This is a genomic window from Youngiibacter fragilis 232.1, assembly GCF_000495435.3.
In the GTDB taxonomy this organism is placed as follows: Bacteria; Bacillota; Clostridia; order Clostridiales; family Clostridiaceae; genus Youngiibacter; species Youngiibacter fragilis.
In genome coordinates this window covers 198,663-216,900 of sequence record NZ_AXUN02000198.1, presented here as the reverse complement: position 1 = coordinate 216,900, position 18,238 = coordinate 198,663, and the positions used below count along the sequence as shown (strand labels likewise).

13 protein-coding genes and 1 tRNA gene are annotated in these 18,238 nt (G+C 45.2%); 3 read left to right on the top strand and 11 right to left on the bottom strand.

Annotated features, from left to right (window positions below):
* Positions 1-467 precede the first annotated feature (467 nt).
* On the top strand, positions 468-1,145 hold the full coding sequence (locus tag T472_RS14880; RefSeq protein WP_023385553.1) for an Ig-like domain-containing protein: 678 nt from the start codon (positions 468-470) through the stop codon (positions 1,143-1,145).
* A 264-nt stretch (positions 1,146-1,409) separates the two neighbouring features.
* Positions 1,410-2,366, top strand: a complete 957-nt coding sequence (locus T472_RS14875) for an Ig-like domain-containing protein (protein WP_207643982.1) — start codon at positions 1,410-1,412, stop codon at positions 2,364-2,366.
* 149 nt (positions 2,367-2,515) lie between these two features.
* Here T472_RS14875 and T472_RS14870 read toward each other — a convergent pair whose 3' ends face one another.
* From T472_RS14870 to T472_RS14840, 9 genes are all read right to left on the bottom strand, one after another.
* A complete protein-coding gene (locus tag T472_RS14870; protein WP_023385558.1) occupies positions 2,516-3,247 on the bottom strand; it encodes a hypothetical protein in 732 nt (243 codons plus the stop codon).
* Between the two features lie 622 nt (positions 3,248-3,869).
* Positions 3,870-5,090 (bottom strand): hypothetical protein, encoded by a 1,221-nt coding sequence (locus tag T472_RS14865; RefSeq protein WP_023385560.1) that lies wholly within the window; start codon positions 5,088-5,090, stop codon positions 3,870-3,872.
* 50 nt (positions 5,091-5,140) lie between these two features.
* Entirely contained in the window at positions 5,141-5,311 is a 171-nt protein-coding gene (locus T472_RS19800) for a hypothetical protein (protein WP_023385562.1), read from the bottom strand.
* 519 nt (positions 5,312-5,830) lie between these two features.
* The gene (locus T472_RS14860; protein ID WP_023863676.1) at positions 5,831-9,286 is read right to left on the bottom strand and encodes a choice-of-anchor O protein; all 3,456 of its coding nucleotides are present in this window, start codon (positions 9,284-9,286) and stop codon (positions 5,831-5,833) included.
* A gap of 1,090 nt (positions 9,287-10,376) precedes the next feature.
* Positions 10,377-10,520 (bottom strand): hypothetical protein, encoded by a 144-nt coding sequence (locus tag T472_RS20150; RefSeq protein WP_023387778.1) that lies wholly within the window; start codon positions 10,518-10,520, stop codon positions 10,377-10,379.
* 372 nt (positions 10,521-10,892) lie between these two features.
* Positions 10,893-12,674, bottom strand: coding sequence for a sensor histidine kinase (locus T472_RS14855; RefSeq protein WP_023387777.1), 1,782 nt, complete (start codon positions 12,672-12,674; stop codon positions 10,893-10,895).
* Positions 12,671-13,363 (bottom strand): response regulator transcription factor, encoded by a 693-nt coding sequence (locus T472_RS14850; RefSeq protein WP_023387776.1) that lies wholly within the window; start codon positions 13,361-13,363, stop codon positions 12,671-12,673. Before T472_RS14850 ends, T472_RS14855 begins: the two co-directional genes overlap by 4 nt.
* Positions 13,364-13,840: 477 nt before the next feature.
* Complete coding sequence (locus tag T472_RS14845; protein ID WP_023863675.1) at positions 13,841-14,386, bottom strand: hypothetical protein; 546 nt, start codon at positions 14,384-14,386, stop codon at positions 13,841-13,843.
* Positions 14,387-14,798: 412 nt separating this feature from the next.
* A tRNA-Leu gene (locus T472_RS14840) sits at positions 14,799-14,884 on the bottom strand.
* A gap of 226 nt (positions 14,885-15,110) precedes the next feature.
* On the opposite strand from T472_RS14840, the gene T472_RS14835 reads away from it, so the two are divergent.
* Positions 15,111-15,734 carry an NADPH-dependent F420 reductase gene (locus tag T472_RS14835; RefSeq protein WP_023388061.1) on the top strand — a complete coding sequence of 208 codons (624 nt, stop codon included), beginning with the start codon at positions 15,111-15,113 and terminating at the stop codon, positions 15,732-15,734.
* Positions 15,735-15,784: 50 nt separating this feature from the next.
* On the opposite strand, the gene T472_RS14830 is transcribed toward T472_RS14835, so the two are convergent.
* Complete coding sequence (locus T472_RS14830; RefSeq protein WP_023863674.1) at positions 15,785-17,233, bottom strand: glycoside hydrolase family 1 protein; 1,449 nt, start codon at positions 17,231-17,233, stop codon at positions 15,785-15,787.
* 30 nt (positions 17,234-17,263) lie between these two features.
* Positions 17,264-18,076, bottom strand: coding sequence for an N-acetylmuramoyl-L-alanine amidase family protein (locus T472_RS14825; protein WP_023388763.1), 813 nt, complete (start codon positions 18,074-18,076; stop codon positions 17,264-17,266).
* Positions 18,077-18,238: the final 162 nt, after the last annotated feature.

Here is an 18,238-nt window from a genome sequence, read left to right as displayed (position 1 = left end):
TTAGATTTGTATCTCGGCCATCGGGATTCCACATCAGCTCCAGGTGGCAACTCTCCCATGTCTTAAGGCATCTTCGCGCCTAAATTCCTTCGTCCTGCCTATCCTTGGAGTGGAACGTCAGTTATGCTCTCACACTGGGTCTATCGCCCTAATGTTTCAATCCTTTCTGACTGCCCGACTGTGATATACTGTTTTTAGAGAGGTTGTTCATTAGAATTGGTTGTCACTGTGTGAAATTTTGTATTATGGCAGAGTCTGGAAGCTATTCATGCATCTAAACCGGGCTGACACAGGCACCTTGTCAATTAAGCATAACAATGCATATTATCACATATTTACGCTTATTACAGTTTCCCAATCATTTCCGCAATCACTGAAATTCAACTCTATTTTAAAGAGATAATTTACATCCATCTTCTTCGTTGCAATCTATCCTGCTTGTAAAAATGCAAAGAAGGAAGCCAAGAATGTCAAATATTTCATCAAATACCACCAGGAGATTCAATGCCCTTCACATTTTTGTCTTGGTTGCGATATTCATGATAACTGCAATGTTTCCAGGTAGTGCCCTTAAGCGAGCTGATGCTGCAGGCGGAGGTTTAACTGTTGAGATCACTGTGTTTGGAATTCCGTCCGAATCAGAAGCATCAGTTACTTTCTATAAGGTAGTGGAAGATTTACCTTATGAGATCACTAAGCAAACAACGGATCATGTAGTTTCATTCACGACGACTTTTGGAGGCGAATGCACTGGATCAGCCGGCTCCATACCTGGATACAACAAACCGGATCCGATTACAATTCCACTTACAAAAATAAAAGGTCAGTTCGTCATCAGAAGATCACTTACATATGTTGCTGAATATATTAGAGTTGAAAGTATAGATGTACACCCATCTGTGATTCGAATACTGAAGGGTTTTAGCGAACTCCTTAAGGCAGATGTTATTCCTATTAACGCATCAGTTCAGAATGTAGTCTGGACATCAGGTGATACGAATATTGCAACAGTAGCTGAAGGTGTTGTTTCAGGTATCGGCATGGGGATCACAACAATCACCGCAACTATAACAGATGGTCCTAGCTACACTGATTCATGCGATGTAAGTGTATTTGAAATCACAGATGTTTCGGATATTCCATAAACCGATGCGTATCCCGGAGAAATCAAACAGCTTCCTGCGACTGTCAGTGCAACAGCTACAAATGGAGTCGGGGATATTCAATGGGATGAAGTTCCAATAGAGTCATGGTCTTGCACCGATGCGACCATTGCAGGAAACACAGCCATCTTTAGCAGCACAGGCACATTCCAGGTCATTGGTTCGATTAACGGGACCAATCTTACAGCAGAAATTGAAGTGATTGTCACTGGCTCATCAATTATTCAACCGACTTCATTAACACTCTTGCCATCAGCAATCACTGAGATCCATCCGACGGATCTTTATCCTACTGTACTGACTATAGATTCAGTTACTCCTGCAGATGCTGACCTTACTGATATTTACTGGATTAGCACCGATCCATCTGTTGCAACAGTTGTTAAAACCGGACTTCTTACTGCAGATGTGGCAGCTAAAAGCAATGGATATGCAGCGATTCAGGTATTTAGGAATGACGGTTTATTCCTGGGAAGCTGCCCGGTTACAGTCACAACAGACGAAACCCTGACTGATCCGGTATATATCCAGGCAACTGATTTCAATGGTGTCCCATTGGATCAGTTCCCCGACAAAGATTCCATTTACATTACCTGCTATAACCTGGACACCCATCCCGGTCCATATGCAATCAGGGTTTCCGAGAAAAGCAGCGACCCGATCCTTGGCATGAACCTGATTGACGGCGTGAAAGATTTAGTAATCAGTGAAGGCCAGTCAACCTACATGTTCAGACTAATAGATTACGTCGATTTTGAGCCAACCACAAACTTCTCAAAATCAAACTTCGTAAGCATGAGCCTTTCAGACAATTTCCCGACAGGAGACTATGAAGATGGCACTGCTCAGACACTGACAGATAATTTCAAGGTCACCTCTCCTGTGCCGACTGGAGACATCGATGTGGACATAAGGCAATTAGACCAATTTGATAAAGCCAGCGCATATTTGCATCCAAGTATCATAGGTATGAATGTAATACTAGGCAGGGAAATCAAGGACCAGACAGTACTGGAAACTACCTATGAAGATTACTTGAATCCTGCATGGTACGAGGGTGCACCTTCAACCATACCTAAATACACCGATGAAGCCAAGCTTATTGGACAAGTCGCTGATGTTGATCTAGATGGTGACTATGAGGTTCATTGGAATCCACCAAAAGAACCTCTAAATATAGGTGGCTATGTACTTCTCATATAAATCCCTGAGGTCTCGGGTGGATATTTCGAAACCAACCTCAATATTGATGACCCTTTCAATGAGGAAGAACTTGTGAAAGAAGTCCACATTTCCAGAGATAGCATTGTATATAAGATGATCCTAATGAATTTCAAACAAACTCCATGAAGTTAGTTGAACCCACAGGGTGCCTGAAAAGGCACTCTTTTTTCGCAAACACCAAACGGCAGGACATCTGTCCTGCCGCCTAGAGGTTGTTCAGTTCTACCTGCCGCCATATACGCCGTTCTGCTGCTCCTGCGACTGTACTGAACCTGTTCTTGTGTCTGGTCCTGAACCTGTTCCTGCTCCTGGTTCTGGACCTCCGCCTGGATTTGTGCCTGAGACATCGTCATTTCCTGTTGCTGCGTCTGATTCTGCTGCTGCATTTCTTCCTGAGCCTGCACCTGATTCATCTCTTGCACCTGCGCCAGCACCTGATTCTGTGTCATCTCCTGCGCCTGGTTCTGTATCTGCTCCTGTGACCCTGACATTGTTTGTGTTTGCGTTTGCTCCTTACTGGTCTCTTGCACCTGATTCTGTTCCTGAGACATTGTCATAGCCTGTTCCAAGTCTGAAGAACTATCTGTAGTGCAATCCTGAAGTCTTTCCCTGTCCCTGGTCTGGTCCTTGTCCTGGTCCGGATCTTGAAGCCTGTCCCTCGTTGACATCAAATCTAAGACTACTTCCAGTCCACCTTCAAATCTGATTTTTTCCATCAGCATCTCTCTTGATTCTGTCCTGATTTCTTCACTGTATGTGTTCTTTGCTGGTGTCCTGTTAACCGTTGCAGCGCCTGCTGAAATTGAAGCGACTATGAATGCAGTTGACGTGAATACTGATACGAAAACCCTTCTTTTCATTCTGGTCACTTCTTCCTTTTCTCTGCACTACCATGATATTGGGAAGTTGTGATATGAGTGTGTAAGGAAACGCAACGAATTGTTAATTTCTAGATTTTCATTTTTTATATCGAATCTGAAGATAATTCCTTCACCCTTGTACACCATCGGCACCAAACCTGGCTATGTGAGAGCCTCTTCAAGTATTCCTACTACGAGGCCCCTAATCTTACGTTGACATTGTCACCATTTAGCTGTCGTAACTGTCTTAAAATCTCCTCAACTTGGAGATTAATTGATAACATTTCACATAAGGTTCTCTATCGACTGTTCTATTATGTACCTGTCTCATTTTAGTCTAACCACGTCCTGTGAAACACATTCGTCTGTTATTATGCTGTCCTTCACAAGCACCTGGTATGTATTTGTAAAGTACTGAACAAGGCCTCTCATTTGAACTCTTGAAATGATAGATTCCAGGGACCGCTGCAATTCGCCTGAAGTCCGTACTCCATATTTTCCAGGCACTTCTTCGTACAATAAATACAAAATCGACGAAACCTTTCCAAGGTCCCGTCGATTTGTGTATTTTCAGCGGGCGTTCCGAGAAACACCTCCAATTGATCAAGTCAATCCTGTTCTATCACTTTGTCTTTCTTCCACCGCCACCATTTGGCTCTACAACCGTAACATCAATCCAGGTAAAGTCAGCGCCATTTACAATGTAGGACAAACCTTCCTTGTTCTGTGACAAACCCTCAGCCTTAAGTCCGAGGCTGAAAACGTAATGTTCATCATTGTTTATTACGGCACCTTCAAAAGAAATAAGCGGATCATCAACGTAGAAGAATATGCGATATGTCCCAGCTTTTGTAGGTATCCAACCACCTCCAGCTGAAGCGAAATTCATCTTTCCACTAGGTCCAATTGCAGGCTCAAGATTGATCTTTGTTACACCACCGTAAGTAAGGTTGATGGCTTCTGCCCTGAATTTATTGGTCAACACTGTTGCATAGTAGCTTTCAAATTTTGCACCATTCGTTCCGTAAACCTCGTCTGCAGAGCTAGGATATTCAAGACAAGCCATCGTATACGCTGTCATGGGTTCAGTAAGCTTCGTATATAGGTAAAGCTCAATAGGGAATCGGTACCCTACCTGCGGGTAGGTATTCTCCATCGGGTTACCCCAGTCAATGAAGTCAATTGTTACCGGTTCATACGTTCTTGCCCAGTCAGCCTGCCATGCATTTTGATAAGCATCGACATAATCCGTGTTCCATACATGGTTGTTGTTAAGGCTGTCGATTGCCGCCTCAAGATTTGTCCCATCATAAGCTATAGGAGTCGGAATAACTGTGAATACGCTGGCTTGCGGATACCACGGGCCATTAGAGTCAAGATAATCAACCATCGTAATCGGTGCAGTAAGGTCAGGTTTGCCATCCGGTGTTCCAACAATAACAATCCAAGCTCCATTATCATCAAAATACTGTGTATCATAGTCGACCGTCAGATTGTTTTCAATGATATACGTTTGATACAGGTCATCTTGTCCTTCATATGAATTGTCATGCGTATCGTTCATTGACTCAGTCACTTCAATTGGCACCGGTGACCCGTCAGCATCTTTGTATATGAACAGTTCATTTCCATCCAAAACTGTATCAGCATCCGTATTTTGCCAAACCTGGTTGTAGAACACCTCTACATCATCTGTAATTATGGCAGGTGTTGACAGGTTATTGTAGGGTGCAGTCAACAGCTGTGCAATTGTTGTCTTTTTTGCCGCATTTACTGAAAGCGGAGTTGCTGTAATTAGAGAAAGAGCCAGAAACATTATCATTAGTTTATATTTCCTTTTCATGATAACCTCCAAATCTCGAATTTTTTCCTGTATGGCATTTTCAGGCTGCCTTATACGCCCCCACCATGCTTAGGATTTTCACGTTGATGCCATCCCGGCGGTCCGTCGCCTAAAGGACCCTTATCTTCCGGTGGCGGCCAATCAGCAAATACCGTCACTGCCGGCAGAATGAACATCATAATAATTGTCACAACGAGCAGATTGATAATATTCTTTTTCATCTTATCCTCCTTCACATGCTTGTGACATGTATCAGACGGATGATACTGCTGCCTATTCTGAAATTGTGTCTCATCAGATTAGAATCATGTACAGTTCCGTTTATACTCAATACGGTATTGTTTTTGATTGAAATACTGATCACCCCTGACCAAGCGTCCATAACATAAAGCTTTAGTAGCGTCCAAGAAATAAACCTTGCTTATAAAAGCTCCTACCTCATGTGCATATGAACTGCAATAGCATTGGATAGATGCAAACCAGGAACTTACCCGTTTATTCGAAATTACAGGGGTTTCATAAGGGTATGCTGAAATTAGTTTGAATTTTTCTATTGGTCCTTATTTCAGCGCCTTTGGGTAACAAGACCGGAGCAGGTACCGGACCTGTTTAAGCGAGGCTCCCGTCTCCTCTGAACCGGGAGCCCCCTGCCTTAATACAAACTATCTTTCTGTGATTTTTGATTCCAATGTGCGAATTGCTTATGGTCATAATCCGCAAATGGTACGAAACAACTTATACTATGGTGTTATATATACGCCCATTCGTTTAGTCTGCACAAAGCTGTGGTTCCTCGTGATTCGACGGAAGATTGCGTCGCTCTTGTAAATCCCATCATCCGGGTCAATGCCGCTCTCATTCCATATTGCATAGAATACATTCCCGTTCGGCGACATTCTGATCTGAGCCTCTGCCTGAGCAGGTTTGTAATCACCATGGTCTTTAGCCAGCCATTCCCAAACCTCGACAACATCACCGGCATTATTTCCGTCGCTGTCTTCACTTATGGTCTTGAAGTATGAGTAGAAATCCTCCCCCTTGTTCTTGCTGTAGCTATAGTAGAGGTCGAGAGGCCCTGCCGATATCTCCTCGTCCTCATCGTCATTGCTTCCAATATGTGTGTCAACGTTATCTTCGGTACCGTAGGTAATCCAGAAGGAGCTCGTGTCCTGGACATCCTCCTTGTAGGCATAACCACCGGTAACCTTCACCATTGCATTCTTATCATAATACGCTGATTTATCATTTGTGACTGCAACAATCGTACCAGGAGTTCCTACTACTCTCGGTTCTATGACGCTCTCCTTGTTGTTTCGGAGCAGGGAGAGGTTTCTTGCTGGTTCATACTTCCCAGTCTTGAATGACTCAGTGTACTCATATCGTTCCAATGTGACAGGGTCTCTGAATATTTCTGTGTGCGTGATTCCGTCACCCTTTGGATCGGATGTCCAGTTTTTGCCGCCATCGAAGGACCTTCGGATATAAAGGTTGTATATATCGTTCCCGTTCCTTGCTGCTGTCCAGTTTGGCGTCCATGTGTACCCGACTATCAGAAGGTCTCCCTTCAGGAATCCTCGGTGTGCCCTGGCGTCATCATTGTCATAGAGGCCAGTCTTGTCATTCAGGTTGCCTTCGGTCTGCTTCCATTTCAACATCTTCAAATTTTCTTCATTGTCGGTTGGAACAAGGATTTCAGGAGTTACGCTGCTGATATTCTGGATCTTCTTCGACAGATATTTGATGTCGTAGGGATTTCCAGTGTCAAGCTTACTTACCTCCCACCTTTGCATCATAATGTCTGATGGTCTTCCTTTTCCTTCCGCACCCATCTTGTAGAGTACAACCATGACAGTTCCCTTGACATCATCCTTCTTGCCTGCAATCGCATTGGCCTTGGACTGGACAAGGAAACGAGGTCGGCGTGCGTTCTCGTAAGCAGGTATCGGATTTTTCATGAAGTCTAGGATCGGTTTTCCGAATTCGTCCACCAGATAGACCTTCTCATCCTTTGCATTGACCTCCTGCGGATTGAGGACTACACCACCGCTTACCTTATCAACTGTCTTGAAGTCATAGCTGTGATAGATCACGTTCTTCCCGGTATCCGGATAGTAACGATCATCACCATCCCCAGATTCATCAGCAATATCGTCACAGTCATCTGCTTCATCCGGTCCTGACCCGCTACCTTTAGTCTCCTCATACCCAAGTATGGCATAGGCACTATACTTACCGTCAGCTGTCTTATAAGGCTGCAGCATCAGATTTGCTCTGGAAGCACCTGTGTCACCGTCAAGCAGCCTGCCATCCATCGTTATGGCGACGTACTTGACAGCCTCCTGGTTGTTTACCTTCTTATAGAAGCGCAGATATTCGCTGTCTGATCTGACCAACGGATTACCATCATCCTTATAGAGCAATCCCTCCAGTTCATATCCATAGGTATGAGCACCGTCTTCATCCGAAAGTGCATCTGATTCATAAGTATTCAAAAGTGGCTGCAGGTCGTCAATATGGATTCGGAAAAAGTTTGTCTGATCAACTGTCGCGTCAGCCAATGTGACTGGATAATTCATAAACGTTTTATTACCTATTCCATATGAGACATTCATCTTCATGCTGTCGGTATTCAGCACATCATTATCCGTTAGCCTTACAGGCAGTGACATCTGTATAAGCGACTTAGGTCTTCCGTCACCCTTCAGAGGATCTTCCGGATCGTACTGCGGTTCTCCGTTAGATTCGAAATCTTCATCCACATCTTCAAAACCTGTCATTTCAATAAACGAATACCAGATGTCAGTCTTCTGGTTGGTGGTAGCACCGCTCCACCCTTCCCCCGGGCCTACGGCTTTGCCTGGCATAAGTCCATCTGGGTCCTCTTGCCACACAATTCCAAAACCTGCATTTTCAGCGGATGCGATAGTAATCTGGTTGGCATCCCTGCGGCCTGAAGTCAGTCTCTCAGCCTTGAACCAGGTAACATCGCCTGTAGTGGTGTCAATGAATCCACGGGTTACCCAGACTGCGCTGAACGGCACTTCAAGTCCTGCCCAGCCATCTTCAGTATAGTCACGTGACCTCTGCGGACCTCCTACACCCCATATGTCCTCGATTCCATCCTGCGTATAGGTTGGGGTCCCGCTTCTGGCGAACTTGCTGGTCCATGCTACCACTATCTTGTTGCCTTGCACCTTTATATTGGGTTTGAAGGTATCACCAAGATATTCAATTCCATTTTCCAGCATGAATGAAGACAGGTCTGCCGAACGGGACAGGTTCACCTTTTTCCATGTACCGCCGTCATCCATTGATACAGCTGCGAAGACATCTCTTGATCTGACAGTTGCTGTCGTGCCATCAACATCATGTACTTTAACAGAAGTTCCGGCAACCTCCTCGGCATAGACTGCAACGAGAGGCTTTGCGATTTTCCGGACGCTTTCAACATTACCCGCAGCATCCCTGTATGTAAGTTCGACAAGCTCGCCATCAGCCCTATGGGCTGGAGCATAGACAGGCATTACTTCAATCTTTGCCTTGTCAGTTCCAAGCTCCTCTTCCTTGGACACATTCTTGCTGTATACCAGTTCCTTGATCTGATAGGTTAGTTTTGTTCCAGATGCGAAGTCACCTTCTATGAACAGCGCATCATCCGCATTTCCAACCCATGCTTCATGTGAGGTATCCGCAAACTTGACATTGCAGTATACTGATACATTCTGCAGCAGCTTATATGCATCCTCGGGATACCAAGTCAGATTAAGGCCACCGAACAGATCGATGCTTAAAAGGTGAACTCCTGCATCAGGGTCCAGGTCTTTTCCAAATGTAAATTTTGCCTTGTCAGGTTTAGCTTCTTCGGTCAGCGGAATTGGACCAGTTCCCGAATAAGCAAAGACTCCATCAAGAAGCCAGCCCTCTTCGAGTTTCAGGTAAATCAAGAACTCAGCTTCATTGTGTGACAACCGCGCTTCGCCGATTACATCTCGATCCCCGTTGACCCCATCGACCACGTAGATCTCCTTCACTACATCGCGGTCCCTTTCCTTGAAGAAAAGGCTCGCATCTTCCAACGGATCGAGTGTTTCCTCGGCGTTAACGGACTTTGTGAAGCCGCTGTTCAATCCTATAAGCAGTGTCATGGTTACGAATGGGGCGACTAATCTGGATAGAAATCTTATTTTTCTGGGCATCACTTTCACCTCGATTAAATATTTATCCAATTGAGACACCGACCTGCCTAGCTGTGAGAGCAAGTGACGATACGTCATAGCCTTCAGATCTGTCTTCAGAAAACTCAGTTGAATAATGTAAGTTCCAGAGTAATTCACGATTATAAGATTGTGAATCGATATCTGTTAATCCAGTTTGTCCTTATGGTAGCTTTGAGTGAGAATCGTGCACCTTAATGAGAGAGAGAAAGTACCAGATTCCTATTTGGCAAGGTAACTTATCTGAAGGGAATTCTCACAGCAACAAACAGATTGCAATAGCTATAATAGGAATTCAGTAATCTGCAAGTAACACTCAAAGATCACAGCACCATATGCATCCAACGTATAAAATCGGGGATACTGACGCAGATCCGCCACCTGAACATAGCTGACAACTTGGTATAAACCCAAACTCAATGTAACTACGTGAAAATATCTTATCAGTGTTAACAGGGCAATATTCTTAATTATGAGTTTTTTGATAATTCTGATAATTCATTTGGAAAAACACAAGCTTTTTATAGTTGAAAAATCAGCAGTGTCTGGTTTGAATACTTTTTGTTCCTGTTGTTTCAAGAAGCACATGCAATCCGGATGATAGCAAATATGAGAGCACTCAATTCATAAGTTTGACACTTAACAACTGAAGAACTCTCAATAAATTTACTTAATCTGGTTATTTATAAAACTCCTGGTCAACACATTGATCACCCCTTATCAATATGTGGCATTAACTATCTACCCAGCCTTCTCCTGATTGAATTATGCCGTATTCAACATGGTTTTTGTGGATGAACTAACAATTTGAAGTTTACCAGCCTGATGACGATCACCCTGGTCCTGCAAAAGGGCTTGTCTTGATTCGCTTTAGTAACTATAGAATGGATTTTGAAACGTGCATTCAAGTTAAGGCCAGCGCCGTTTTCAAGAAAGCGAATTGTCAATTTTTAGCGATTACATGGTTTTGATTGCCTTTGAAAGTAACTTTTCTGGTAGCGCCAAACGGCAGGATTTCAGTCCTGCCGCCTCGAGGTGTTAGGATGAAACTGTAAAGTTCACCGCTATATTATTAGCCCAGCCATCCTTCCATTGCTACTGATCCAGTAAAAGTATGAGCATCAGGTCCGGAGTCTGTTCCTGCTCCTGACGCCGGACCTGATGCTGGCTTTGGAATTGAATTGTTCCTGTGCCTGCATCTGCTGTTCCTGATCATGGCAGTGAACCTGTTCCTGCTTCTGGTTCATAACCATTATCATCCTTGAAAGCTGAATCTGTTACTGTGTCTGCAACTGAATTACGTGCGCTGCTGTTTTTGCGTCTTCATGTGATAATGTGCCATCGACTGCTTCCCTATAATATTCCGTCAGAAACCAGTAGCTGCTCCTACTCGGTTTCATGATGTTTGAAGGATCAAATCAGCAAATCTTAGATGCCGCCAATTCCCTATTTTCAAATTCAGCTGTTGTTTATACAGCTGCCAAATTTCTCGTAATGTTCTTATTTCTTCAGTTTATTCTTCTCTGCACTTTCATGATATTGGGAATTTGTGATAGGAATGTGATAGGAAACATAATGAATTGTTAACTCAATGATTCGCATCAGGAATTTCAAACCAGAAGCATGTTCCTTCATTCTGTGCGCTGTCAACTCCATAAGTCGCCTTATGTGCTTCAAGTATGTTCTTTACAATTGAAAGCCCAAGACCTGAACCATAGATTTTCCGTTTCTTAATGCCCTTGGTCCTATAATACCTTTCCCAGATCATAGGAATCTCTTCTTCAGGTATTCCGACACCCTGGTCCCTCACCTCGACTCGAACCTGATTCCCCTTCACTTCCAGCACAAGTTTTACTGCTCCTCCGTCTGGGGAATAGTTTATGGCATTTCTCATCAGATTCTCTACCGCCTGCTCCAACCTGATCCTGTCGCCCTTTATTAGTATCTTTCCCGATGATTCATATCCCACCGTGACATCGCTGGATTTAATAAGCACCTGGTATTTATCCACCAGTTCCCGGACCATGTTGTCAAGGTCGAATTCTTCAATTTCCAGTGTTATTCCATCTGTAGTCATCCTTGAATAGTCCAGGATATCGCTGACCATTACACCAAGCCTGTTTGCTTCGCTTGAAATCACATCAAGCTGTGCATTCCTCTTCGCCTTATTGTCACCTGTCACATCCCTTATTGTTTCAGCGTATCCTCTTATCACAGAAATCGGGGTTCGTAATTCATGGGATACATTCTCCACGATTTCCCTCTTTATCCTGTCCGACTTCTGAAGTCGCTCTGCCATTAAGTTGAATGTCCTCCCCAGGCTTCCAACCTCATCCCTGCTCTTCACTTTCGCCCTGGTCTCCAGATTCCCATCCCCTATAGCTTCTGCGGCAGCGGTGAGTTTACGAAGCGGGTTCGCAATCGTATACGCAACCGCATACGATGAGAGCCCTGCAATTATGAGAATCAAGGGAATCAAAGCTATCATGGCCATTGAAATGAGCCCAATGATATCTTCAATTTGCGCCAGCGGTATCGCAGCCAGCGCTACATATGGTTCTCCCTGTTTCGAATTGAAGGATATTGATAGTACCAGCAACCTGAAACCATACTTAGGATGAACAATCTCTTCAGAATCCTCTATCCCGTCCAATGCATCCTCTATGATGCTATTCCTGGGGTCGCCCTCAGGCATGAAAGGGCTTCCATTTCTGCCTTCCCCACCACCTTGAGGATTTTCAGGACCTCCAGGCTCTTCAGTTCCGCCTCCGCCCTCTGTTCCCTGCCCGTCTCCAGATCCCTCTCCGCTTCCGGATCCCTCTCCGCTGCCGGATCCCTCTCCGCTTCCGGATCCCTGACCGCTGCCTGATCCCTGATTGACAGTGCTTCCCTGACCCGCACTTTTATACTGACCAACTTCCTCATCATGTACATCGGACGCTGCCTCACCAGCTACAGTCGGCTGCGTTCGGCTGTCGAAGCTTTCACCAGCGACGGATATAAACTTCAATTTACCCGGACCGCCTGCCATGGCAAGGACAATCGGCTTGGGACTATCCTTCACCTCGACGCTCTCAAACTGGGTACCAGGATTTTCTCCCGTAATATAGATGGTTTTTCCATCCTTGTTGATTACTTCAACACTTATGTTTTTACGGTAAGCCAGAGCATCCAGCTTAAAATAGGTATCGTCAGGATTCTCTGAATCGAAACCTTCAAGAACTTGGAATACATCATTGGAAACAGATTCTACCAGTCTGTTGATATAGATATCTTCAAGTAAATATTTCTGGAATCCCCAGATCAAAATGCAGAGCAGGAGTACAACAAACATAATCCCAGCCCAAATCTTGTATGATATCCTCCTCATTCTTTGTCACCTGCCTCGAGCTTATATCCAGTACCCCATACAGTCACAAGTATGTCCCTGTACGGTCCTATGCTCTCTCTAAGCATCTTTACGTGGGTGTCCACGGTCCTGGTCTCCCCATAGTAGTCGAAACCCCATACCGCTTCAAGGATCGCCTCCCTGCTCAGTACTATCCCTGCGTTCCTTATCATGTATTCAAGCAGGTCATATTCTTTCCTTGTCAGCCTGGCCTTCTCTCCATCAACTAAAACATTCCTGGATGCGAAATCCACTGATAGTCCCTTGAACACAAAACCCTTCATTCCAATATCGTTTCTCACTTTATCACTTCTCCGGAGCGCGACCCTCACTCGTGCCAGCAGTTCCTTCGGACTGAATGGTTTTACAACATAGTCGTCCACACCAAGATCAAATCCTTTTAGCCTATCATATTCCTCGCCCTTTGCTGAGAGTATTATCACAGGAATAATTGATGTTTCCCGAATTTTCCTGAGAACTCTCCAACCGTCAATTTTCGGAAGCATAATATCAAGTATAATCGAATCGAACATAGATTCGTCAAAAAGCCTTAGAGCTTCCTCCCCATCGTAAGCAACCGTAACCTCCAAGCCCGCGGCTTCGAGGTATTCCCTGACTATGTCCGATATGTCCGAATCATCCTCAACTACAAGTATTCTGGCAGGTTCCATGCCCCCACCCCCGTTCTGTCTATTCAGATGAATATTGCACTAGCTATAATATACCACCGGAATCAGTTATTCGATATTTATCACTTAGAGATTCTAATGGTATCTGCCATAAAAGTATACAGAAATAAATCAGAGGTGCTGCCTCCTATTTATCTTAAAAAATCCTATTATATTGAACTTGATTTTATATTTCCACAACTGAACCCTTCATGGCTATTTGAATAGCTCACCGTTTTTGACGCCATCGTGGCTGCCTCTATTCTGTGCTGCAAAAAAACTTCATATTATTCATCATTATCATTCTATCATCTGTAATTGTTTCATAATAAAGGGAATTTGTGACAGGAATATGTGAAAACAAAAAAGAAAGTATGAATCTACCAATTATGATTGTTAACATATTCACACTAAACCGAATTTACAGATGAAATCAAATCAGCGGCAGATTTGCCTGCCGCTGATTTGATTTAAAGTATATTATTTTCCGCCGTTTGTTCCCTGCATCTGATTCCCTGAACCATCACCATTCTGACTCTGAACCATCTGCCCACCATCTGTTGATTCTCCGATTTGAAGCTGAGCCTGAGTCTGTACCCCCTCAGCTACTTTCGCCTGTGTCTGAGTCTGCTCTCCCTCTGCTACCTTTGCCTGTGTCTGAGTCTGTACTCCCTCTGCTACCTTCGCCTGTGTCTGAGTCTGCACTCCCTCTGCTACCTTTGCCTTGGTCTGAGTCTGCACTCCCTCTGCTACCTTTGCCTTGGTCTGTGTCTGTACTCCTTCTGCTACCTTTGCCTGCATCTGAGTCTGCTCTCCCTCTGCTACCTTTGCCTGTGTCTGAGTCTGAACCCCCTCAGCTACCTTTGCCTGTGTCTTTGCCTGCTCTCCCTCTGCTATCTTAGCCTGGATCTTTGCCTGCTCTCCCTCTCCAACCATTGCTTTGTTCATGGTTGCAGCCGCCACAGAAAAAGTGGTTGCCATAAGGGCTGTTGCAGCAATCGCAGATACTGTCTTTACAATCTTCATTATCGTCATCCTCCTTTATCTTTATAGCTTAATGATAATGGTCATTTGTGATAAGAGTGTGTTAAGATCCAGAAAAGATTGTGAAACACTGGTCGTACTGTTGAGTAATGACGATAACAGCTTCGTAAGGATTCCAACTGCATTAAGCTGACTAAGCCATCAGATTGACCATGTTCATTATTTACCGAAATATGCTTCGTTACGCTAAAAAAGGACCCTAAGATGTTTATCTCAGAGATCCTACTTCCTTACCGTCTTCTCCTGTTTCAATTATTCACAACATCCAATTCTGACTCCACCAGTAAATATCGGGAATGCAAAAGGACCCCGGCAGGGGTCCTTGCAGGAATCATCGTTTTCAGTTTTTATCCGGCGTGGTTTATCCGGACCTGTTTCGGCAATTCCAACGTTATGGTGCAGATGATGGGACTTGAACCCATACGAGCTGTGCTCGCTACCCCCTTAAGATAGTGCGTCTGCCGATTTCGCCACATCTGCGCGTTCCAACCACATTTATTATTCTATTATCAGAACCGGGTTTCGTCAAGGATTTTTCCAAAATATTTTTGAGAGCATCACTCACAAATTGTGAGTCCCTTTGAGACTCATAAGGATATTGGCAAAAAAATTGTTTCCGGATTATCTTTTGGTCACCTATTGTTAACACTGCATTCACTTTACGCTCAAAAAAAGACACTATCCTTGAATCAGGGGAGTGATGTACATGAAAATCGGTATCATAGGGGCAGGCACTGTTGGATCTGTACTTGCCAGGTCCATGGCCATGTCAGGCCATGAGGTATACATAGCAAACTCAAGGGACCCCGGAACGCTTTCTGGTGTATTCAGTGAGTTTGAGACGGTCCACCCAGTCTGGAAGGATGATCTTAAGTCAGTATCGGAAATCCTTGTCCTTGCTGTCAGGTGGAAGGACACCGGTAAGGTTCTCGAAGAGCTTGGAGACATGGGTGGCAGGATACTCATTGATGTCACCAACAACGTGGACGAGAGCTTTGACCTCATTGACCTTGGCGGGAAACCCTCAAGCATGGTGATACAGGAACTCGTGCCATCAGCAAGGGTCGTCAAGGCATTCAATACATTCAAGATAAGCAGGTACCTTGATGACCGGGGAAAGGGTATCATCTCCTTCCTTGCGGGAGATGATGGACAGGCGCTTGAAACAGTGAGCAATCTCGTCACATCAATGGGATTCATCCCCTACATCACAGGAAGCCTCTCATTCGGCGGCAGGCTGATGAATGTGAAGGGAAGGCTTGCTGGAAAGGCACGTTCAAAGGATGAGGCAGACAGCATAGTCAGGGAAGAAGCTGCCAAAGAGACCTGAAGCAAAGGAAAGGAGCCAAACTAATGGCTCCTTCCGCATTTCCAATCCTATTAACCGAGTTCCGTTCCGTCTGATTCGATTACCTTTTTGTACCAGTGGAAGCTGTCCTTCCTGTACCTGTCCAGGTTTCCGTTACCATCATTGTCCTTGTCCACGTATATGAACCCGTAGCGTTTGTGCATCTCGCCTGTGGATGCGCTTACAAGGTCGATGCAGCCCCACGGGGTGTAGCCAATGAGGTCCACTCCGTCCTGAAGCGCTTCACCCATCTGCTCGATGTGCTTCCTGAGGTAGTCGATCCTGTAGCTGTCATGCACCTTCATGTCCTCAGTTATCTTGTCAACAGCACCAAGGCCGTTCTCAACGATCATGAGGGGTATCCTGTACCTGTTGTATATGTTGTTGAGCGTCCATCTGAGTCCCTTGGGATCGATAGCCCAGCCCCAGTCGCTGACTTCTAGATAAGGGTTCCTGACTCCGCCCATTAGGTTTCCTGAGCTGGCCTGAAGGTCAGGCTGGGTGCTCACGTTGTTAGACATGTAGTAGCTGAAGGTGTAGTAGTCTACTGTCCCTTCCTTAAGGATTTCCTCGTCTCCAGGCTCCATCTTTATCTCGATGCCGTTGTCCCTGAAGAATCTCTTTGCAAACCCAGGATATTCTCCCCTTACCTGGACATCAGAGCACAGGAAATTGGTCAGGTTATCCTTCTGCTGCGCCAGGACAATATCGTCAGGATTGCAGGTATGGGGATAGAAGGTCAGGTATGCAAGCATACATCCTATCTTGAATTCAGGGTTGATCTCATGGCCAAGCTTCACTGCCCTTGCGCTCGCCACAAACTGGTGGTGAAGCCCCTGGAACCTTACCTCCGGAATGTCATCCGCATTGTTCCCGAAGATCCCGCTCCTGTCAAGGATCATGCCTCCGCCAAGGAAAGCCCCCATTGGCATGGTGAGTATGTTTATCTCATTGAAGGTCAGCCAAAGCCTGACCTTGTCCTTGTATCTCCTGAATATGGTATCGCAGTATCTGACATAATGGTCGATGCATTCCCTTCCTGCCCAGCCGTTGTATTTCAAAGTAAGTCCCAGTGGCATCTCGTAATGGGAGATTGTTACAAGAGGTTCGATATTGTGCTTCCTGAGCTCATCGAACACGTCATCGTAGAACTTCAGACCTTCCTCATTCGGCTCAAGGTCGTATCCGTTGGGGTATATCCTGGACCATGCGATTGACAGCCTGAATACCTTGAATCCCATTTCCGCGAACAGCGCGATATCTTCCTTGTACCTGTGGTAGAAGTCTATAGCCTCGTGGCTCGGGTAATGTGTACCCTCCTCCAGCTCCATCGTTATCCTTCTTGGAATAGTATGGGTTCCTCCAGTCATGACATCTGCTGTCGAAAGTCCCTTGCCGCCCTCATTGTATCCGCCTTCGTACTGGTTCGCTGCAACCGCCCCGCCCCATAGAAAGCCCTCAGGAAACTTGTAATTTGTCATTGATATTCCTCCCTTGTTCTCATTTGTATTCTACAACCCAAGATATTGAATTATTCCATCAGCTACGCCACTTGCAACTTTCTGCCTGTACTCATCGGTCGAAAGGAGCTTATCCTCATTTGGATTTGTCATGAATCCAGTCTCAATTATGGTTACCGGAACCTCTGACCAGTTGATGCCTGTATAGCTGTTGCTTGCCCTGGCTCCCCTGTCCTTCGCTCCGGTCTCCCTGACGATACCCTCAAGTATCATAAGGGATGCTCTCCTGCTGTCATCGGAGAGGTGTCCTGTCCAATTGTTTCCCGCGCCGGGATAATATGCAGAAATTCCACTGACTTCAGTGTCATCAGCGCCATTTGCATGTATCCTCACAAACAGGTCTGAATCACTCTCATTTGCTATCCTTGCCCTGTCGATGTTGCTTAGGTCAACATCATCTGTTGTCCTTGTCATGACGACCTCTATCCCCTTCTCGACAAGGATTGCCCTTACCCTCAGTGATATGTCGAGTACAAGCTCATGCTCTGGTATTTTGGTTATAATACCCAATGTCCCTGAAGACACCCTCGCCTTCATCACATCAGATTCAGGGCCTATCGGTTCGAGGATTCTGCTTTCCTCAGCCTGATGTCCAGGATCAAGGGTAACCACATATCCCGTTCCAGCTTCAGTCTCAGTGCCTGCCGGCTCCTGAGACGGCACCGGCTGTACCGGTGCTTCAGATACTGTAGGGCTTCCTCCAAATACAGGCATCGTCGCCTGTACATATCCATTTTGCGAACATCCTGCCAAACCCACAGACAGGATTATTGCCATTGCAATGGGAATTCTTCTGTAATCCAAACATCCACCTCCCTAACCACACTCCACCTTCATTATATACACCGGGAAGGCAGCTGGCTTGCCAGAAAGTGAAAATACCTGTTAATTCCAGCACTTAAAAATTCACATTTCACCTTGATGCACTTTGTCGAAACAGGTGGATTTTTGCTTTGCTTTCTGTTA